The organism is Streptomyces populi (genome assembly GCF_002911015.1).
In the GTDB taxonomy this organism is placed as follows: domain Bacteria; phylum Actinomycetota; class Actinomycetes; order Streptomycetales; family Streptomycetaceae; genus Streptomyces; species Streptomyces populi.
In genome coordinates this window covers 118,633-137,485 of record NZ_KZ626842.1, presented here as the reverse complement: position 1 = coordinate 137,485, position 18,853 = coordinate 118,633, and the positions used below count along the sequence as shown (strand labels likewise).

The following is an 18,853-nucleotide window of genomic DNA, read 5'->3' as shown; positions in this document are numbered from 1 at the left end:
GCCTCTCTCAGCTCGACGCGCGGTGCACGACGCGCGCGCCCAGCACCTCGTGCGTCTCGGGCTCGGCACCCGGCTCACGGACCGCCCGGTCGACCAGTTCGGCCAGGTCACGGCCGGAGGGCAGGTCGAGGTGCACGGTGCTCAGCCGGGGTCTGAGCAGCCTCCCGAGCATGAGGTCGTCGGCACCGACGACGGCGGTCTCGTCCGGGACGGCGACGCCCTCGTCCTGAAGGGCGCGCATGAGGAGCATCGCGTACTCGTCGTTGTACCCGAAGACCGCGTCGAGGCCGAGGGAACGCCAGCGCCCCGCGAGCCGGGCGGCGGCCTCCTCCTCGTACGCGAGCGGCAGCTCGGCCACCATCGCGTCCGTGTCCCGCAGGGCCCGCCGGACACCGTCGAGGCGGGGCCTGGAGAAGATCTCCAGGCCGCCCTCCTCGGGCATCACCACGCCGATGCGGCGGCGGCCCCGGGACAGCAGGTGGACGCCCGCGCAGTGGCCGACCCGGTCGTGGTCCATGAGCAGCGCGTGGGCGCCCTCGACCCGCTCGGGGCCCAGGGTGACCACGGCGCGGGCCCCGGCCCGCTTGAGGACCGCCACACCCTGGGGGCCGAGGCCGCTGCCGGGCACCAGCACGGCGACCGGGCGCAGTTCCGCCCAGGCACGGGCGGCCTCGTCGCCGCGCAGGCCGACGCTGCCGTACTGCACGACGGTGTAGTCCAGCCGGCCGAGCTCCGACTGGAGTTCGGCGAAGAACCGGTGGTAGAGCGGGCCGACGGGAACGGCCGGGGCGGGCATCAGGACCATGCGACTGTGTCCGGCACGCAGACTGCGGGCGGCCGCGTGCGGGACGTACCCGAGTTCCTCGGCGGCCTCGCGGACCCGGCGCCGGGTGGGCTCGCTGATCCGGACGGCGCTGGTGTTGTTCAGGACGTACGAGACGGTCGCGCGGGAGACACCCGCCAAGCGCGCCACGTCGGCACTGGTCGGTACGGGACGTCGTACGGGCGCCGGGCGGCCGGCGGACTGTTTCGGTATCTGCACCATGACGCGACGCATCCTTGCAGAGGGCCCGGACACCGCCTCGCGCCGGGGCGCCCGATCGGGTCCGCGATTTACGGAACTCCCGCTTCCGTAAAGGAGGTTGAATGCCCTGTACCGTCACGCGGGTCCAGAGGTTACCGTTCGGTAGACGACCGCTTCGGAGGTGACCCGGATGGTTCCCGACCGTGCTCCAGGGCTGGCGGAGAGCGCGCGTGCGCTGGACGCGGGCGAGGTGAGTTCGCGCGAGCTGGTGGAGCGGGCACTCGCCCGGATCGAGGCGGCCCGGCCCACGGTGAACGCCTTCCGGCTGGTGTGCGCCGAGGCCGCCCTCGCGGAGGCGGACGTGGCGGACGCGGAACTGGCGGCGGGCGGGCGGCGGCCGCTGCTCGGGGTGCCGGTCGCGGTCAAGGACGACATGGACGTGGCGGGCGAACCGACCGCGTTCGGCCGTCGGGGCGACTTCCCCCCGGTGGCCGAGGACGGCGAGGCGGTCCGCCGGCTGCGCGCGGCCGGTGCCGTCGTGATCGGCAAGACCAACGCCTGTGAGCTGGGCCAGTGGCCCTTCACCGAGGGCCCGGCCTTCGGCGCGACCCGCAACCCCTGGCACCACGGGCACACCCCGGGCGGCTCGTCCGGGGGCTCCGCGGCCGCCGTGGCCGCGGGCCTGGTGCCCGCGGCGCTGGGCTCGGACGGGGCCGGCTCGGTCCGCATCCCGGCCGCCTGGACGCATCTGGTCGGCATCAAGCCGCAGCGCGGCCGGATCTCGACCTGGCCGCGCCCGGAGTCCTTCCAGGGCATCACGGTCAACGGCACGCTCGCCCGCACCGTCGCGGACGCGGCCCTGCTGCTGGACGCGGCGAGCGGCAGTCACGAGGGCGATCTGCACCGGCCCGCCGCACTGCGCGTCAGCGACGCCGTGGGCCGCGATCCGGGCCGGCTGCGCATCGCGCTGTCGCTGAAACCGCCCTTCACCGCGCTGCCCGCGCGGCTCGACCCCGCCGTACGGGCGAAGGTCCTCGCGCTCGCGGAGCGGCTCGCCGCGCTCGGGCACACGGTCGAGGAGGCCGACCCGCGCTACGGGCCGATCGGGCTCACGTTCGTCCCGCGCGCCACGGCGGGCATCGCCGAGCACGTCCACGCCACGCCCTTCCCCGAACTCCTCGACCGGCGCACCCACGACGCGGCGCGCCTCGGCCGGCTGCTCGGAGGCGCGCCGCTGCGGGTGGCCCGCCGGGCCGAGGTGAGACTTCAGCGGCGCGTCGGCGCGCTCTTCGGCACCTACGACGTGCTGCTCACCCCGACGACCGCCGCTCCCCCGCCGCGGATCGGCTCGATGCTCGGCCTGGGCGGTGTCCGCACCGACCGGGCCATGATCGCGGCCTGCCCGTACGCCTGGCCGTGGAACGTCCTCGGCTGGCCGGGCGTCAACGTCCCCGCGGGCTTCGTCGGCGAAGGGCTCCCGGTCGGCGCGCAGTTGCTCGGCCCGGCCGACAGCGAGCCCCTGCTGGTGTCGCTGGCCGCGCAGTTGGAGGCGGACCGGCGCTGGCACGAACTGTGGCCTCCGCGGGAAACCGTCGCGGACTCCCCGGCCGCGTAGACGGGTTCGCGCCTTACGCTGTGACCATGGACGATGCCTCGATGGTCGGTTTGATGGGACGGGTCACCGGCACGGTCGGACCCGGGCTCGTCGGCGAGGTGATGGTCCGGGTGCGCGGCGGCGCCGAGCACTTCCTGGCGTATCCGGCCTCGCCGCAGGACCGCATCGAGCGGGGCACGGTGGTGATGGTGGTGGAGTACCTGCCGCCGCGCACGGTGTACGTCTCGGCCGCGTACGACGGCTGACTCACGCTCCGGCCGGCTCCGGCGACTCGAGGAGCCGACGATCCAACTCGCTCTGCCCTCGTGACAGTTGAGCTACGTTCGTCCCAGGTGAGAGCCGTACGCGTCAAGAACGCGACAAGGATTCGCCGAGCCCTGTACCCCGCCGTCGGCGAGGAGCACACTCCCGTTCGTTCGGTGCCGAAAGGGCACCATCCAAAGGGGGCGCATGCCGATGGTTGTCGGCGTCGTTGCGGGGGCCGTCGTTCTCGCACTGGTCTTCGTCGTTGTGGTCTTCAAGCTCATGTGGCGTGTCGCGGAGCCCAACGAAGCGTTGATCATCTCCGGTTCGAAGCATCGGACCGAGGGCCTCGAAGAGGGCATGGGTTTCCGCATCGTGACGGGCCGCGGCACGCTGGTGCTGCCGGGCGTGCAGGCGGTGCGGAAGATCTCGCTCGACCTCAACGAGACCGAGCTGCACGTGGACTGCGTGACCACCCAGGGCATTCCGCTCAAGGTGCGGGGCGTGGTCATCTTCAAGGTGGGCGACGACTTCGTGTCGATCGCCAACGCGGGGCGCCGTTTCCTCGACCAGCAGAAGATGATGGCGGAACGGGTCCACAACGTGTTCGCGGGTCATCTGCGGTCCATCGTCGGCGGGTTGACCGTCGAGGACATGATCCGCGACCGGGAGAAGCTGACCGGCCAGACCCGGGCCGCGTGCGGTACGGAGATGGAGAAGCTCGGCCTGATCGTCGACTCGCTGCAGATCCACGAGATCGAGGACCCGACCGGGTACATCCGGAACCTGGCCATGCCGCACGCCGCCGCCGTGCAGCGTGACGCGCGTATCGCGCAGGCCGAGGCGAACCGGCTGGCCACCGAGGCCGAGCAGAAGGCCGCGGCACGGATGGCGGAGGCGACCCGGGACAGCGAGATCCAGCAGGCCGGTTACCAGGCCGAGCGGGACAAGGCCGCGGCGACGGCCCAGATGGCCGGCCCGCTCGCGGCGGCGGCCGCCCAGCAGGACGTCGTCGTCCAGGAGACACGGGTCGCCGAACTGGAGGCGCACCGCCGCGAGCAGCAGCTCCAAGCGGATGTCCGCAAGCCGGCGGACGCCAAGGCGTACGAGATCCGGGCGCGGGCCGAGGCCGAGCGCGACGCGCGGATCTCGGCGGCACAGGCCAAGGCCAGGGAGACCGAACTCGCCGCCGCGTCCGAGGCGACCCGGGTCAAGACGGCGGCCACCGCCGAGGCCGAGGCGACCAAGGCGCGGGGCGCGGCGGCCGCGGAGGCGACCCGGGCCACCGGTGAGGCCGAGGCCGCCGCCGCCAAGGCCAAGGGCCTCGCGACTGCCGAGGCGACCCGGGCCCAGGGTCTCGCGGAGGCGGAGGCCATCCAGGCCCGGGCCGCCGCGCTGGCCGAGAACCAGGAGGCGGTCGTCGCCCAGCAACTCGCCGAGAACTGGCCGGAGATCGTCCAGGCGGGCGCGAGCGCGTTCGGCAACGTGGACCACATGGTGCTGCTCAACGGCGCCGACGGCATGTCGGACCTGTTCGCCAAGGCGCTCACCATGGGCGGCACCGGCCTGGGGCTGGCACGCCAGTTGCTCGCCTCGATGAACCCGGAGGGGAGCCAGGCCAAGAACCCGACGGCGGAACTCAACGGGTTCGCGGCACCGGTCAGCGAGAAGGTGCCCGTGGAGAAGGAGGGGTGAGGCCGGCGCGCTGAGGCGCGCGGGAACCGGAAGTTCCGATCAACAGGGCTCGGGCGTAAGGGAGTCGGGCCACGGCTCCCGTACGCCCGACGCCGTTCCGCCGACGCGCGTGGCGCCGTGCGGTCGGTGCCGCCGGGGAATCGGGGCAGGCCCCGGCCGCGCGCGGTGCCCTCCGGCCCGGACCCGCCCGCCACGGACTCGAACACAGGCTCTACCGTGGCCCGCGTGAACGCGTTTACCGATGAGACCGAAGAACACGTCCCCGGCCGCTACGGCCCCTCCGCGACCACCGAGGCCGAGCCCCGCGAGGTCGGCCCCGTGAGGACCGAGTACTCCCCCGCGCACGACGGCGACCCCGACCCCGGTGAGATCGTCTGGACGTGGGTGCCCTTCGAGGAGAACGACGGCCGGGGCAAGGACCGCCCGGTGCTGGTCGTGGCCCGGGAGGTCGCGGGCACCCTGCTCGCCGTCCAGCTCTCCAGCAAGGCGCACAACGGCGACCGTGAGTGGGTGGCGATCGGCAGCGGACCGTGGGACCGGACCGGGCGGGACTCCTGGGTGAACGTGGACCGCGTGCTGCGGCTGCACGAGGAGGGGATGCGGCGGGAGGCCTGCGCGCTGGACCGGATGCGGTTCAACTCCGTGGTGCACCGGCTGCGGGAGCGGTACGGCTGGCGCTGAGCGCCACCGCCGCCCCGTGACGGCCCGCCCCGGCGCCGGGGCCACGGGCCGCGCGGGACGCCGGACGCGACGCGCGCCGCGAGCGGCGGATGCGGGGCACGGGTGCCGGACGGCCCGCGACGCACGGCACCTCGGCCGCGGGCCACGGTCGCCCGGATCGGCGCGCACGATCACCCGGCGCTCCGGCCGCGATCGCCAGGCGGTCGGGCCGCCGGACACGACACACGACCCCGGCGCTCCGGCCACGGGTGTCGGGCGTCGGGGCGAGGGACGCGTCGGGAGGCGTGAGGCTCGGGTCCGTTCCGTGCGTCGCGGGACGTGGCCCCTGGCGGGGTCCGACGGGGAGCGTCGGGACCTCAGGCTCGGCGGGGTCCGGATGCGAACACCCGGTCGAAGGCCTCGTAGGTGGTGCGGCCCGGTGTGCGGTCCAGGATGCCGAACACCACCTGGTCGAAGTACCCGTCCAGGCGGCCCCCGGCCAGCACTCCGCGGAAGGCCCGCGCCACCTGTGCGGGGTCGTTCCGGAACACCCCGCAGCCCCAGGCTCCGAGGACCAGGCGGCGGTAGCCGTGGGCGGCGGCCGTCTCCAGGACGCGTTCGGCCCGGACCGCCAGCGCGTCCGGCAGGCCGGCCGCCCGCCGCGGTTCGGTACGCAGGACGACCCCGGCGTTCGGGGCCGCCGCGGTCAGGAAACCGACCCGGAACGGCTCGTCGAGGAGCCGGCCCCGGTCGTCCCGGAAGACCGGCACACCGGGCGAATGGATGACACGGTCCGTGTAGAACGCGTCACGGTGGGCGCGGTGGTGCTCGTAGAAACCCCGGGCCCGCAGCAGACAGGTGTACAGCGCGGAGGCCCGGCACAGGGCCTCCTCCTGGGCCTGCGCGCCGTTCAGATAGCCGCCGCCGGGATTGCGGGCCGAGGAGAAGTTCAGCACGGCGACCGGGTCCCCGCCCCCGGAGGTCAGCCGACGGGCCGCCTCCAGGCTGCTCTCGCCCGTGACCTCGAAGGACGTGACGACCGGCGTCACCGACGGTGTCCCCACCGGTTCCGGTCCGTACATCCGTGTCCCGGCCCGTGCCGCCTCCACCGCCTCGGCGATGGCTACCGCGCTCCCGGAGGGAGCGCGGTAGCCGCCGGCGGCCACGATCTCCTCGGTCTCCCGGGCGATCGCACGCAGGCGCGCGCTCATGGCGCCACCCCCGTACGCGCCACGGGCGCGGCCTGCGTGTACTCCCCCGTCGTGCCCATGAACGCATCGTGAGCGATGCTGGTCGTGCGGCGCAACAGAGTTTCCCGGCTCCGCGAACAGCGCTTACCGGTCCCCTAAGAAATGGTTTGCCCCCTTGTGCGAACCGGCGAGAAGGTCTTGGGTGGAACGGTCGTTGTCGGTCCGGCCCACCAGACCCCGGGCCGGCGGCATGGTGGAATCTCAGGAGGATCCCGACATGTCCGATTCGGTGAGTGACTGTACGGAGCGACATCGCTCCTACGTCACCGAGGCCGAGGTGGAAGCACTGGTCCGCGGCATCTGCTTCAAGACCGGTCCGCCCCGTTTCCTCGGTGTCGAGGTGGAATGGCTCGTCCACGAGCTGCGTGGCCCGCGGCTCCCCGTAGCACCCGAACGTCTCGAAGCGGCCTATGCCGCACTGCGGACCCTGCCCCTGCGTTCGGCGCTCACCGTCGAACCCGGTGGACAGCTGGAGCTCAGCTCCGCGCCCGCCACCTCCCTGATGGAGTGCGTGGGGTCCGTCTCGGCCGATCTCGACGCCGTACGCGCCGTACTGCGCGAGGCGGATCTCGGCCTCAGCGGTTTCGGCCAGGACCCCTGGAACCCTCCCAGCCGCTATCTCCACGAGCCCAGGTACGACGCCATGGAGCGGTGTCTCGACCGCGCGGGGCCCGAGGGCCGCGCCATGATGTGCACGTCGGCCTCGGTCCAGGTGTGCCTGGACGCCGGGTACGAGGAGCCGGGCCCACTCGGGCACGGGCGCCGCTGGTGGCTGGCCCATCAGCTCGGCGCGGTCCTGGTGGCCGCGTTCGCCCACTCGCCGATGGCCCGCGGACGGCACACCGGCTGGCGTTCCACCCGGCAGTCGCTGTGGGCGTCGATGGACCCCGGACGCACCGCCGCACCGCCCCTGGGCGGTGATCCCCGTGCCGCCTGGGCCCGGCGCGTGCTGGACGCGCCGGTGATGTGCGTCCGGGCGGCCGGGGCGCCCTGGGAGGTACCGGAGGACCTCAGCTTCCGGGCCTGGACGCGGTCCGCCGCGCCACCGGACCGGGAGGACCTCGCGTACCACATGACCACGCTGTTCCCGCCGGTCCGGCCGCGCGGTCATCTGGAGCTCCGCATGATCGACGCGCAGCCGGGTGAGGACGGCTGGATCGTGCCGCTCGCGGTGACGGCGGCGCTGTTCGACGACCCGGAAGCGGCCGAGGTCGCGTACCGGACCGTCAAGCCCCTCGCGGAGCGGGCGGGCCCGGCTCCGGCGCCGCGCAACCCGCTGTGGCGGGACGCCGCGCGGTACGGCCTCGCCGATCCGGAGCTGCGCGAGGCCGCGGCCGTCTGCTTCGCGGCGGCGTACGAGGCCCTGCCCCGGCTCGGTGCCACGGCCGAGGTGCTCGACGCGGTGGCCGGGTTCACCGACCGCTACGTGGCCCGGGGCCGCTGCCCCGCGGACGACCTGCTCGACGCGGCCGCGTCCCACCACGACGGCCGGCCCGGGCACCGCCCGACCGCCCGCCCGCACGGCCGGCCCCACGGGAAGGACATCAGCACATGACCGGCACGACCGCATCCGGCCGTCTCACGGACCCGGAAACGCTCCGGCAGCGCGCGCTGGACGCGCTCACCACCGCCCGCGACCGCACCGCCCTGCTCACCTCCTGCGTGGAGGACCCCGAACTGACCGCGCAGCACTCGCCGTTGATGTCCCCGCTCGTGTGGGACCTCGCGCACATCGGCAACCAGGAGGAATTGTGGCTGCTGCGGGCGGTCGCGGGGCGCGAGGCGATGCGGCCCGAGATAGACGGGCTCTACGACGCGTTCGAGCACGCACGCTCCGAACGGCCCTCGCTGCCGCTGCTGCCGCCCGCCGAGGCCCGTGCGTACGCGGCCGAGGTGCGCGGCCGGGCGCTGGACGTCCTGGAGAGCGCCGCGTTCGAGGGCGCCCGGCTGACCGAGTCGGGATTCGCCTTCGGCATGATCGCGCAGCACGAACAGCAGCACGACGAGACCATGCTGATCACCCATCAGCTCCGGCGCGGACCCACCGCCCTCACGGCACCCGACCCGGCTCCCGCCGCGCCGTTCACCGGGCCCGTCGAAGTCCTGGTGCCCGGGGGCCCGTTCGTGATGGGCACCTCCGCCGAACCGTGGGCGCTCGACAACGAGCGCCCCGCGCACCGGCGCACGGTTCCGTCGTTCTTCATCGACACCACTCCGGTCACGAACGCCGCCTACCAGGCCTTCATCGAGGACGGCGGCTACGGCGAGGAGCGCTGGTGGACCCCCGCGGGCTGGGAGCACGTCCGCGCGCACGGCATCGAGGCACCGCTGTTCTGGCGGCGCGAGGGCGGACAGTGGCTGCGCCGCCGGTTCGGGGTGACGGAGGTCGTTCCGTCCGAGGAGCCGGTGCTGCACGTGTGCTGGTACGAGGCCGACGCGTACGCGCGCTGGGCGGGGCGACGGCTGCCCACCGAGGCCGAGTGGGAGAAGGCGGCCCGCCACGACCCGGTGTCCGGCCGCTCCACCCGCTACCCGTGGGGTGACGAGGACCCCTCGCCCGTCCACGCCAACCTGGGCCAGCGCCATCTGCGCCCGGCTCCGGCGGGCAGCTATCCGGCGGGCGCCTCGCCGCTCGGCGTACGGCAGTTGATCGGTGACGTGTGGGAGTGGACGTCGAGCGACTTCGAGCCCTACCCCGGGTTCGTGGCGTTCCCCTACCGGGAGTACTCGGAGGTGTTCTTCGGCCCGGAGTACAAGGTCCTGCGCGGCGGTTCGTTCGCGGTGGACCAGGTGGCCTGCCGGGGCACGTTCCGCAACTGGGACCTTCCGGTCCGGCGGCAGATCTTCTCCGGGTTCCGCACGGCACGCGACGGGGACGCCTGATGTGCCGTCATCTGGCGTACCTGGGGGACGAGGAGAGACTCGGGACGCTCCTCGTCCAGCCGGAGCACAGTCTCTACCGGCAGTCGTGGGCACCCCGTCGCCAGCGCCACGGCACGGTCAACGCCGATGGTTTCGGCGTTGGCTGGTACGCCGACGGGGACCCGGTCCCCGCCCGCTACCGCCGCACCGGTCCCGTCTGGGGCGACCAGTCGTTCGCGGACCTGGCCCGGGTGGTCGGGACGCGGGCGCTGCTCGCCGCGGTGCGGGACGCGACCGTGGCGGGCGCGGACGGGGAGGCCGCCGCGGCACCGTTCGCCGCGGGCCCCTGGCTGTTCAGCCACAACGGCGCGGTCACCGGCTGGCCCGGGGCGCTCGCCCCGCTCGTGTCGGGCCTGCCTCCGGCCGAGTTGCTGTCGCTGGAGGCCCGGTGCGACTCGGCGTTCGTGTGGGCGCTGGTCCTGCACCGGTTGCACGCCGGCGACACGGAGGGCCAGGCGCTGGCCGACACCGTCGTGGAGGTCGCCGAGGCGGCCCCCGGGTCCCGGCTCAACCTGCTGCTCACCGACGGCCGGACGATCACCGCGACCGCCTGGGGCGACACCCTCTGGTACCTGATCGAACCCGGCCGCCGCGTCCTCGTGGCCTCCGAGCCGCACGACGACGATCCGCTCTGGCGCGAGGTCCCCGACCGCACCCTCCTCACCGCGAACCGCACCGACGTACTGCTCACCCCGCTCAAGGACATGAGCGACGACAAGGCGTCCGCACAGCACAAGGAGCCCCGTACGTGAGTCCGTTCCTGTTGACCCGCACCCTCCCCGAGGACGCCACGGACGCGGCGCTGCGCGCCGACGTCCTGCACGGCCTCGGACACCTGCCCAAGACCCTGCCGCCGAAGTGGTTCTACGACGCCCACGGCAGCGCGCTCTTCGAGAAGATCACCGAACTCCCCGAGTACTACCCGACGCGGGCGGAGCGCGAGATCCTGCTCGCGCGAGCCGGCGGGATCGCCGCGGCGAGCGGAGCGCGCACGCTCGTCGAGCTCGGTTCCGGATCGTCGGAGAAGACCCGCCATCTGCTGGACGCGATGCCGGAGCTGCACACCTACGTCCCCGTGGACGTCAGCGAGAGCGCGCTCACTCAGGCCGGTCACGCGCTGATCGCCGAGCGGCCCGGTCTGAACGTCCACGCGCTGATCGCCGACTTCACCGCCGGCCTCACGCTCCCGGACACCCCCGGGCCGCGGCTCGTGGCCTTCCTCGGCGGCACCATCGGCAATCTGCTCCCCGCCGAGCGCGCGGCGTTCCTGGCGTCCGTACGGTCACTGCTGTCGCCCGGCGACACCCTGCTGCTCGGCACCGACCTGGTCAAGGACGCGTCGGTGCTCGTCACCGCCTACGACGACGCGGCCGGGGTCACGGCCGCCTTCAACAAGAACGTGCTGAGCGTCGTCGACCGTGAACTCGGCGCCGACTTCGACCTCGACGCCTTCGAGCACGTGGCGCTCTGGGACCCCGAGAACGAGTGGATCGAGATGCGGCTGCGGTCGCGCGTCACGCAGACCGTGAAGATCCCGGCACTGGACCTGGCGGTCCACTTCGCGGAGGGCGAGGAACTGCGGACCGAGATCTCGGCGAAGTTCCGCGCGGACGGTGTCCGCGGCGAACTGGCCGCGGCGGGGTTCGCCCTGACCCACTGGTGGACGGACTCGGAGGGCCGGTTCGCGCTGTCGCTGAGCGAGGCGGTGGAGAACTCGCCCTGAGACCGCCCCTTCTCCTGAGGTCGCCCCCCTCCTGGACAGAGGACTCCGGAGCGCCCGCGTCGGCACCGCGGTGATCCCGGATCCCCCGGCCCGCGGGTCCGGGGGCACCACCTCGCCTCACTCGGCGTCCCCGGCACGGCACCGGAGGTTCCAGCGGGCCGGCAGGCTGTCGCCGTCCGCGGCGTCCGTCGCGGACGGCGACAGCCTCCGAGCGGTGCCGACGCCGGCGGGCGGCTCTCCGGTACCCGGTCGCGGCCGCTGCGGTACGCATCGGCCGCCTCCGTGCCGGCCACCGGCGCGGGGGCCATGAGCCGGACGCCCGCTCCGCCCCTGGCAACCCGGGCAGAACGGCGCTCCCATGACGATCGGTATGCTCGCGCCCGTACCCGCGCCCTCCGGTCGGTCTCCGGCGGCCGCACGCGCCCTGAACGCCGACGGATGAGCGAGAAGACAGTGTTCGACTACGAGAAGGACGGCGCGGCCATCTACCGCGAGTCCTTTGCCACCATCCGCGCGGAAGCCGATCTCGCGGCCCTGCCCGCCGATGTCAGCCAGGTCGCGGTCCGGATGATCCACGCCTGCGGCATGGTGGACCTCGTCGACGACCTCGCCTACACACCCCTCGTCGTGGCCCGCGCCCGTGAAGCCCTGCGCTCGGGCGCACCGGTCCTCTGCGACGTCTCCATGGTCGCGAGCGGGATCACGCGCGGGCGGCTGCCCGCGGACAACGACGTGATCTGCACGCTCTCCGACCCCTCGGTCCCGGGACTCGCGGCGGAACTGGGCACCACGCGCAGCGCGGCGGCCCTGGAACTGTGGCGCGACCACCTGGACGGCGCCGTGGTGGCCGTCGGCAACGCTCCCACCGCGCTGTTCCGGCTCCTGGAGATGATCGAGGAGGGCGCACCGCGCCCCGCCGCGGTCATCGGCGTCCCCGTGGGCTTCGTCGGCGCCGCCGAGTCGAAGGAGGCCCTGGCCGAACACCCCTCCCGCCTGGACCACTTGGTCGTACGGGGCCGCCGCGGCGGCAGCGCCATCGCCGCGGCGGCGGTCAACGCGATCGCGAGCGAGAAGGAGAGCTGAGGGACCCGCGCGGGCCTCGTCGGCCGGCGGGGCTCGTGCTCGCGGCGCGAGCCGGGCCGCCCTCTGGGCGGGCCCGGAAGATCATGCGAGAGTGGGCCCATGACGGCATCGCAAGCCCCGGGCATGACGGTCGACGAAGTCGAGGGGCTCGCGGTCGACGGGCTGCGGTGGCTGATCGAGGCGGCGCGGGAGACCTCCGGAGGGGGCCTCGCCTGGACGGCCGGGCCCTCGGACGACGGCCTCGACCCGACCCTCTACAGCGGTACGGCCGGGAACGTCCCCGTACTCCTCGAAGCCTGGCGGCACTTCGGCGACGACTCCTACGCCGACGCCGCCCTGCGCGCCGCCCGCGGCCTCGCGGACGCCGCCGACGGCGTCGACGACGACTCCCTCTACTTCGGCCGCACCGGAATCGCGCTCGTCCTGCGGGCCCTTCAGCGAGAACTCGGCGACACGGCCGCCGGCATCGCCGCCGACCGTGCGCTGGAACGCGTACGGTCACGCTTCGACGGCACCCGCTGGGGCGAGCTGTACGAGCTGATGGGCGGCAACGCGGGGATCGGCCTCGGGGCGCTCCTGGCCGGCGACGCCGAACTGGCCGTCCTCGCCGTGGAGCCGTACCTGCGGACGGCGGAGCGGACCCCGGCGGGCGTCCACTGGGCCCATCGCACGGGTGTCGGCTCCCGTCTGCACCACGTCTCGCACGGCACGCTCGGCATCGTCCTGGGGCTCGCCCGGATCGGCGGGGCCACCGGCCGCACGGACCTGGTCGAACTCGCGCTGGCCGGTGCCGCGGACGTCGTGGCGCGTGACGAGGCGGGGCCGGAGGGCTTCCTGGTGCGGCACTCCACCCCCCAGTACCGCCCCGATGTGGTCGACCCCGTCAGTTACGGCTGGTGCCACGGCCCGGCCGGAGACGCCCAGGTCTTCCGGCTGCTGCGGGACGTCACGGCCGACCCCGTCTGGGCCGCCCTCGCCGACCGCTGCTGGCACACGGTCACCCGCTCCGGCCTGCCCCGGCGGCTGCGCCCCGGTTTCTGGGACAACAACGGCCGCTGCTGCGGCACCGCGGGCGTCCTCGCCCTGGCCTGCGACCGCATCGCCGAGCAGCGGGACCCGTACGACTTCGCCCACGTCCTCGTCGCGGACCTCGCCGCCCGCGCGATCCGGGACGGGGACGGCGCCCGCTGGTCCAACTCCGAGCACAGGGCCACCCCGAGCGACCTCGAACCGCGCACCGGCTGGGCGATGGGCAACGCGGGCATCGTCCGTGAACTCCTGCGCTTCGTACGGCTGAGCCGCGACGGCGAACCCCGGTACGCGTTCACCTGGCCGGACCAGCCTGCGGTTCCCGCGCCTGTCCACGAACCGGTTTCCTGACCCCGCCCGTCCGGCGGACCGGCTTCGGCGTACAACCCCGAGAGCACCGAACGTGTCTCCGTAGGACCGGGCGACGCGCCTGGATCCCGCCTTGGCGCTCACCCGGGTCGGGGAAAGGTCCGAAAGGGACCCGGGAAACAGCACGGCTCCCGTCACGGTCGAAGCCATCGGCGCGCCGGGCGGCTCCGGTCCGACGGCCTGGACCGTCGCCGCCGTCGGCGGAGGAGCACTGGTACTGACCGGCCTGACCGTCTTCGTCCTCGTCCGTCGGCGCGGGTCCTCACCCGCCGAGGCCCGGGACCGAGCGGACGCCGGCCGCGTCGAAGCGCGCCTCAGGGTTCGGTCCGTGCCGGGGAAGTGCCCGGGCGGAGCCGCTCCGTGATCCAGTCGACGGCCGCCCCGGGGTCCGTCACGACCGGGACACCGGCGGGGACCGGGGGTCTGCGCACGACGACCACCGGCAGCCCGGCCTCACGGGCCGCGGTCAGTTTCGGTGCGGTGGCCCGTCCGCCGCTGTCCTTCGTCACCACGACGTCGATGGCGTGGCGCAGGAGCAGTTCCCGTTCTCCCTGGAGCGTGAAGGGGCCGCGGTCGAGCAGTACCTCCATGCGGGCCGGAGCCGGCGCCCCCGGCGGGTCCACGGACCGTACGAGGAACCACAGGTCCTCCAGGGCCGCGAAGGCCGCCAGTCCCAGCCGGCCCGTGGTGAGGAACACCCTGCGGCCCAGTGAGGGCAGGAGGCCGGCCGCCTCTTCCAGGGAGCCGGTCTCGTGCCAGACGTCGCCCTCGACCGGGGCCCAGCCGGGGCGCCGCAGGGCGAGCAGGGGGACACCGGTGACGGCGGCCGCCCGCGCCGCGTTGAAGCTGACCGTTCCGGCGAAGGGGTGCGTGGCGTCGACGAACACGTCCACCCGGTGCTCGCGCAGCCACCGCGCCAGCCCCTCGGCACCGCCGAAGCCGCCCACGCGCACCTCGCCGGGCGGCAGCCGGGGCGCGCCCACCCGCCCGGCCAGCGAGTTCGTCACCCTGAGGTCCGGACGCGTCCCCGCGGCCAGGTTCTCGGCGAGACGGCGGGCCTCGGTCGTACCACCCAGGATCAGTACGTGCACGACGTCCGGTTCCCTTCCGCGGAGTGAGGCGTGGACAGCGACGCCAGGGCCGGGCCGAGGAAGGTCGCGGGGGCAACTCAAGCACACCGAGGCCCACGGCCCGGCTCGCCCGAGGGCGTGCACGGCGTCACGGGGCGGACGGGAACCGTCGGACCGGCCCCGGCCCGCCTCCGGGGCCGGTCCCGCATCACCCTGGTCACCCCGCCGTCTCGCGGAGCGCCACCCGGTGGGGCACCGTGGAATCACGCCTGGCACTCCCGCCACGGCGGAGAGGAGCAGCCGCATGTCCGAGCACACCTACCGGGTCACCGAGATCGTCGGGACCTCCCACGAAGGCGTCGACCAGGCCATTCGCAATGGGGTCACCCGGGCCTCGCAGACCCTGCGCAACCTCGACTGGTTCGAGGTCACGCAGGTCAGGGGTCAGATCGAGAACGGACGGATCGAGCACTACCAGGTCGGTCTGAAGCTCGGTTTCCGGCTGGAGGACGCCGACTGACCCGACCCGCGCCCCGCGGGTCCACCACGCCCGCCGAGAACCCCCTCAGGTCCGCCCCTCCCGCTCCTGCGCGTCCTTCAGCGCCGCCGACGCGGCCGCCCACCGTGCCCGTACGACCGTGAAGCCGGCCCGCTCCGCCTCCTCGCACACGAATTCGTCGTCGTCGACGAGGACGCGGATCTCCCGGTCGCGGGCCAGCCGGCGAAGGATCTCCAGCTTGGTGCGGCGGGCGGGCCTGCGGTCGTCGTTGCGCCGCATCCAGACGCGCCCCTCGGGCAGGCCGTGCTCGGCCAGCCAGTCCACGGTCGTCCGCCGGATCCGCTCGGGGCGGCCGGTCAGATAGACCACCTCGCACTCCTCCGCGCTGCTCAGCGCGAGCGCCACGCCCTCCGCGAGCGGCGGGTCCTCGGAGGCCGCCGCGAAGAATCCGCTCCAGTCCCGCGGCGCGCGCTCCAGGAACCGCTGCCGGTGCGCGGTGTCCGCGAGCGTGCCGTCCAGGTCGAACACGGCGAGTGGTCTGCTGCTCTGTTCCTTCACGCGGACCAGCCTAGACAGCGGCTGTGACGACGGACGGCCCACAACACCCCGCCCCGCGCGCGAGAAAAGGCGTGAACACGCTCAACTTCCGTCTCTACAGGCCCTGTTCACATCACCGGTAAGCCCTTACCGTGATGCCTCGCACAGCATGTCGCACAGCATTCGGTATACCGAACCAGCGAGCCGGACCGACGTGTCCCGGCGCCGACGCTCGAGACGCGAGGAGACCGGCATGAACGACAGGCCCCTTCAGCCCTCACGCCGTGCCGCGCTGGGGACGATGGCCGGCCTCACCGCCGCATTCGCCCTCGGCACCCCGCCCGCCCGCGCCGCGGCCGGGAGCGCCTATGTGATGGCCTACTTCACCGAGTCCCCGAACGGCGACGGAGCGGACTACGGCCTCCATCTGGCCGTCAGCACCGACTCGCTCCAGTGGACCCCGCTGAACCAGAACCAGCCCGTCGTGACCCCGTCCGGCGGGACCGGCGGGCTGCGCGACCCGTTCGTCCTGCGCCGGCAGGACGGTACGTTCGTGGTGCTCGCCACCGACCTCAAGGGCACCGACTGGAGCCTGCAGAGCCAGTACGTCCACGTCTGGGACTCGGCGGACCTGCGCTCCTTCAGCGGCTACCGCCGGCTGAAACTGCACGACCTGGCCACCCACAGCTGGGCGCCGGAGGCGTACTGGGACGCGGGGCGGGGACAGTACGGGATCATCTACTCCGCCGTGAACTCCAGCGGTCACAACGTCATCATGGTCAATTACACGTCCGACTTCGTGACGGCGTCGGCCGCGCAGGTCTTCTTCGACCCGGGCTACGACGTGATCGACGGCGATCTGGCGGTGGGCGTCGACGGCGTCAACTACCTCTATTTCAAGAAGGACCAGACCCTGGTGGGCGCGCGGTCGACGTCCCTGGCCCCGGGCAGCTTCACCGTGTTCAGCACTCCGGTCGCGCACGGCGGAACCGAGGCCCCGATCCTCATCAGGTCACAGGCGACGGGAACCTGGTTCCTCTGGGGTGACACCTACACGCCGAACGGGGTCTTCTACGCCTGGCAGTCGGCCGGTCTCGCGAGCGGCACCTGGACGGCGGTCGACCAGCGGCTCTACACCCAGCCGCTGAACTCCAAGCACGCGAGCATCCAGCCCATCACCGCCACGGAGTACACCGGTCTCCTCGCCACCTGGGGCGCCCCCGCCTGGAACCGGCTCAAGTCCTACAACCATCCGGCCCGTTACGTCCGGCACGCCGACTTCGTCGGCCGGATCGACGAGTACCCCTTCGACCCGTACGCGGACGCGCAGTGGACGCTGGTACCCGGACTCGCCGACGCCTCGGGCGTCTCGTTCCGCTCGGTCAACTACCCGACGCGCTACCTGAGGCACAGCGACTACCGGATGGCGCTCGCCGTGAACGACGGGACGACGACGTTCGCGCAGGACGCCACCTTCCACCGGACCGCGGGCCTGGCCGACCCGTCCTGGTCGTCGTTCCGTTCCCACAACCACCCGGACCGTCACCTCAGGCACGCGGACCACGTGCTGCGCATCGATCCGATCTCCACCTCCACCGACAAGGCCGACGCCACCTTCTCGGTCTGTTCCTGACGTCCCTCCCCCGCCCCCAGGAGACACCCCCGATGTCCCCACTCCGCAGACTTCTCGCCGGTGCCGCGGCGGCAGCCGCCGCACTCGGCGGACTCACCGCGGCCGCCTCCCCCGCCACGGCCGCCGACTCCGGCACCTTCAGCGTGCTCAGCTACAACGTCGCGGGACTGCCCGACGGCATCTCCAGCGCGCCGACACCCCGCCAGTCCGCGACCACGGCGATCGGCGGACTCATCGCCCCCTACGACGTCGTCCACGTCGAGGAGGACTTCAACTACCACGCGGCGCTGTACGCGGCCGACACCGCGCACGCCCACCGCACTCCCACCAGCGGCGGCGCGGGCATCGGCAGCGGCCTCAACACCCTCTCGAAGATCTCGTACGACACCGACGACTTCGAGCGGGTCGGCTGGAACTCCTGCCAGATCGACTCCGGCGACTGCCTGACCCCCAAGGGCTTCACCTTCATGCGCGAACGCCTGGCCGAGGGCGTCTACGTCGACTTCTACAACGTGCACACCAACGCGGGCACCAGTGCCGGCGCCCTCGCCTCCCGCGCCGACAACCTGAACCAGCTCACCGCGTTCATCGCCACCCACTCCGCGGGCAACGCCGTCGTCGTCATGGGCGACACGAACACCCGTTACACCCGCTCCGGCGACACCATCGCGGAGTTCGCCGCCGCCAACGGGCTGACGGACGCGTGGGTCCAGCTCGTCCGCGGCGGCACCGCGCCGGCCAAGGGGAGCGACGCCCTCGTCTGCGACCAGAGCGGCACCACGGTGCCCGACACCTGCGAGGTCGTCGACAAGATCCTCTACCGCGGCAGCAAGCTCGTCTCGCTGAACGCCACGGGCTACCACAACGAGCACACCCGCTTCCTGACCTCCGACGGCCTGATGCTCTCCGACCACGACCCGGTCACCGCGTCGTTCACGTGGTCGCGCGACACCGCCTTCCAGCTCAGCGACCAGTTCGGCGGGCCGCACGGCGACTACTTCAACGACATCGCGCGCGTGCCGGCCGGTGCCCGCGCCTCCGCCGTGTCCATCGGCAGCGGCTCCCGGGTCGACCGGCTGGGGCTGACCCTGAGTGACGGCACCACGCTCGCCCACGGAGGTACCGGCGGCACGGCCGCCTCACTGACACTCGGCAGCGGTGAGTACGTGACCTCGGCACAGCTCTGCGAGGGCGCGAAGGACGGTCACACCCGCATCTTCTACGCGAAGTTCACCACGAATCTCGGCCGCGCCCTGGCCGGGGGCACGACGACCTCGGACTGCGTGACCCGCGCCGCGCCGAGCGGCCGGCAGATCGCCGGCTTCCACGGCCGCTCGGGGGACGAGGTCGACAAGATCGGCTTCATCTACACCCGGCGCTGACGGGCGACGGACCGCGCGTTCGTTCCCGCCGGGTTCCCGGACCCGGCGGGAACGAGCCGAACCCGTCCACCCGTCCACCCGTCGCCACCCAGCCGGTCAGCCGGTCAGCCGGTCAGCCG

17 protein-coding genes are annotated in these 18,853 nt (G+C 73.3%); 13 read left to right on the top strand and 4 right to left on the bottom strand.

What is annotated here, in order from left to right:
• Positions 1-7 precede the first annotated feature (7 nt).
• Positions 8-1,045: a LacI family DNA-binding transcriptional regulator gene (locus CW362_RS02830; RefSeq protein WP_103547710.1), complete on the bottom strand. Its 1,038-nt coding sequence runs from the start codon at positions 1,043-1,045 to the stop codon at positions 8-10.
• 169 nt (positions 1,046-1,214) lie between these two features.
• Here CW362_RS02830 and CW362_RS02825 point away from each other — a divergent pair, with 169 nt between their 5' ends.
• The 4 genes from CW362_RS02825 (at position 1,215) to CW362_RS02810 (ending at position 5,258) form a co-directional block, all read left to right on the top strand.
• Positions 1,215-2,639 carry an amidase gene (locus CW362_RS02825; RefSeq protein ID WP_103547709.1) on the top strand — a complete coding sequence of 475 codons (1,425 nt, stop codon included), beginning with the start codon at positions 1,215-1,217 and terminating at the stop codon, positions 2,637-2,639.
• Between the two features lie 20 nt (positions 2,640-2,659).
• Positions 2,660-2,884, top strand: a complete 225-nt coding sequence (locus CW362_RS02820) for a hypothetical protein (RefSeq protein ID WP_103547708.1) — start codon at positions 2,660-2,662, stop codon at positions 2,882-2,884.
• Between the two features lie 205 nt (positions 2,885-3,089).
• Positions 3,090-4,577, top strand: coding sequence for an SPFH domain-containing protein (locus CW362_RS02815; protein ID WP_103547707.1), 1,488 nt, complete (start codon positions 3,090-3,092; stop codon positions 4,575-4,577).
• A gap of 225 nt (positions 4,578-4,802) precedes the next feature.
• Complete coding sequence (locus tag CW362_RS02810; RefSeq protein WP_103547778.1) at positions 4,803-5,258, top strand: type II toxin-antitoxin system PemK/MazF family toxin; 456 nt, start codon at positions 4,803-4,805, stop codon at positions 5,256-5,258.
• Between the two features lie 356 nt (positions 5,259-5,614).
• Here CW362_RS02810 and CW362_RS02805 read toward each other — a convergent pair whose 3' ends face one another.
• Positions 5,615-6,448 (bottom strand): TIGR02452 family protein, encoded by an 834-nt coding sequence (locus CW362_RS02805; RefSeq protein ID WP_162683946.1) that lies wholly within the window; start codon positions 6,446-6,448, stop codon positions 5,615-5,617.
• A gap of 256 nt (positions 6,449-6,704) precedes the next feature.
• Here CW362_RS02805 and egtA point away from each other — a divergent pair, with 256 nt between their 5' ends.
• The 6 genes from egtA (at position 6,705) to CW362_RS02775 (ending at position 13,595) form a co-directional block, all read left to right on the top strand.
• Positions 6,705-8,042: an ergothioneine biosynthesis glutamate--cysteine ligase EgtA gene (gene egtA, locus CW362_RS02800; RefSeq protein WP_103547705.1), complete on the top strand. Its 1,338-nt coding sequence runs from the start codon at positions 6,705-6,707 to the stop codon at positions 8,040-8,042.
• Complete coding sequence (gene egtB, locus CW362_RS02795; protein ID WP_103547704.1) at positions 8,039-9,370, top strand: ergothioneine biosynthesis protein EgtB; 1,332 nt, start codon at positions 8,039-8,041, stop codon at positions 9,368-9,370. The genes egtA and egtB overlap by 4 nt, the downstream gene beginning before the upstream one ends.
• Positions 9,370-10,161 carry an ergothioneine biosynthesis protein EgtC gene (egtC, locus tag CW362_RS02790; RefSeq protein ID WP_103547703.1) on the top strand — a complete coding sequence of 264 codons (792 nt, stop codon included), beginning with the start codon at positions 9,370-9,372 and terminating at the stop codon, positions 10,159-10,161. Before egtB ends, egtC begins: the two co-directional genes overlap by 1 nt.
• The gene (egtD, locus tag CW362_RS02785; protein ID WP_103547702.1) at positions 10,158-11,132 is read left to right on the top strand and encodes an L-histidine N(alpha)-methyltransferase; all 975 of its coding nucleotides are present in this window, start codon (positions 10,158-10,160) and stop codon (positions 11,130-11,132) included. Before egtC ends, egtD begins: the two co-directional genes overlap by 4 nt.
• Positions 11,133-11,585: 453 nt before the next feature.
• Positions 11,586-12,215 carry a precorrin-8X methylmutase gene (locus CW362_RS02780; protein ID WP_206300848.1) on the top strand — a complete coding sequence of 210 codons (630 nt, stop codon included), beginning with the start codon at positions 11,586-11,588 and terminating at the stop codon, positions 12,213-12,215.
• Between the two features lie 99 nt (positions 12,216-12,314).
• Positions 12,315-13,595 carry a lanthionine synthetase LanC family protein gene (locus tag CW362_RS02775; RefSeq protein ID WP_103547700.1) on the top strand — a complete coding sequence of 427 codons (1,281 nt, stop codon included), beginning with the start codon at positions 12,315-12,317 and terminating at the stop codon, positions 13,593-13,595.
• A 332-nt stretch (positions 13,596-13,927) separates the two neighbouring features.
• On the opposite strand, the gene CW362_RS02765 is transcribed toward CW362_RS02775, so the two are convergent.
• A complete protein-coding gene (locus CW362_RS02765) occupies positions 13,928-14,704 on the bottom strand; it encodes a cobalt-precorrin-6A reductase (RefSeq protein ID WP_103547698.1) in 777 nt (258 codons plus the stop codon).
• Between the two features lie 283 nt (positions 14,705-14,987).
• Between CW362_RS02765 and CW362_RS02760 the strand changes: the two genes are divergently transcribed.
• Positions 14,988-15,203, top strand: a complete 216-nt coding sequence (locus CW362_RS02760; RefSeq protein ID WP_103547697.1) for a dodecin — start codon at positions 14,988-14,990, stop codon at positions 15,201-15,203.
• Between the two features lie 45 nt (positions 15,204-15,248).
• Here CW362_RS02760 and CW362_RS02755 read toward each other — a convergent pair whose 3' ends face one another.
• Complete coding sequence (locus CW362_RS02755) at positions 15,249-15,740, bottom strand: phosphatase domain-containing protein (RefSeq protein WP_103547696.1); 492 nt, start codon at positions 15,738-15,740, stop codon at positions 15,249-15,251.
• A gap of 232 nt (positions 15,741-15,972) precedes the next feature.
• On the opposite strand from CW362_RS02755, the gene CW362_RS02750 reads away from it, so the two are divergent.
• Both CW362_RS02750 and CW362_RS02745 read left to right on the top strand, forming a co-directional pair.
• A complete protein-coding gene (locus CW362_RS02750) occupies positions 15,973-17,352 on the top strand; it encodes a glycoside hydrolase family 43 protein (RefSeq protein ID WP_103547695.1) in 1,380 nt (459 codons plus the stop codon).
• Positions 17,353-17,384: 32 nt separating this feature from the next.
• The gene (locus CW362_RS02745; protein ID WP_103547694.1) at positions 17,385-18,734 is read left to right on the top strand and encodes a jacalin-like lectin; all 1,350 of its coding nucleotides are present in this window, start codon (positions 17,385-17,387) and stop codon (positions 18,732-18,734) included.
• Positions 18,735-18,853: the final 119 nt, after the last annotated feature.

What these genes read in the sequence shown, in the direction of transcription:
- CW362_RS02830 (WP_103547710.1), bottom strand. Translation starts at nt 1,045, where the DNA reads ATGGTGCAGATACCGAAACAGTCCGCCGGCCGCCCGGCGCCCGTACGA.
- CW362_RS02825 (WP_103547709.1), top strand. Translation starts at nt 1,215, where the DNA reads ATGGTTCCCGACCGTGCTCCAGGGCTGGCGGAGAGCGCGCGTGCGCTG.
- CW362_RS02815 (WP_103547707.1), top strand. Translation starts at nt 3,090, where the DNA reads ATGCCGATGGTTGTCGGCGTCGTTGCGGGGGCCGTCGTTCTCGCACTG.
- CW362_RS02805 (WP_162683946.1), bottom strand. Translation starts at nt 6,448, where the DNA reads ATGAGCGCGCGCCTGCGTGCGATCGCCCGGGAGACCGAGGAGATCGTG.
- egtA (WP_103547705.1), top strand. Translation starts at nt 6,705, where the DNA reads ATGTCCGATTCGGTGAGTGACTGTACGGAGCGACATCGCTCCTACGTC.
- egtB (WP_103547704.1), top strand. Translation starts at nt 8,039, where the DNA reads ATGACCGGCACGACCGCATCCGGCCGTCTCACGGACCCGGAAACGCTC.
- egtC (WP_103547703.1), top strand. Translation starts at nt 9,370, where the DNA reads ATGTGCCGTCATCTGGCGTACCTGGGGGACGAGGAGAGACTCGGGACG.
- CW362_RS02775 (WP_103547700.1), top strand. Translation starts at nt 12,315, where the DNA reads ATGACGGCATCGCAAGCCCCGGGCATGACGGTCGACGAAGTCGAGGGG.
- CW362_RS02760 (WP_103547697.1), top strand. Translation starts at nt 14,988, where the DNA reads ATGTCCGAGCACACCTACCGGGTCACCGAGATCGTCGGGACCTCCCAC.
- CW362_RS02750 (WP_103547695.1), top strand. Translation starts at nt 15,973, where the DNA reads ATGAACGACAGGCCCCTTCAGCCCTCACGCCGTGCCGCGCTGGGGACG.
- CW362_RS02745 (WP_103547694.1), top strand. Translation starts at nt 17,385, where the DNA reads ATGTCCCCACTCCGCAGACTTCTCGCCGGTGCCGCGGCGGCAGCCGCC.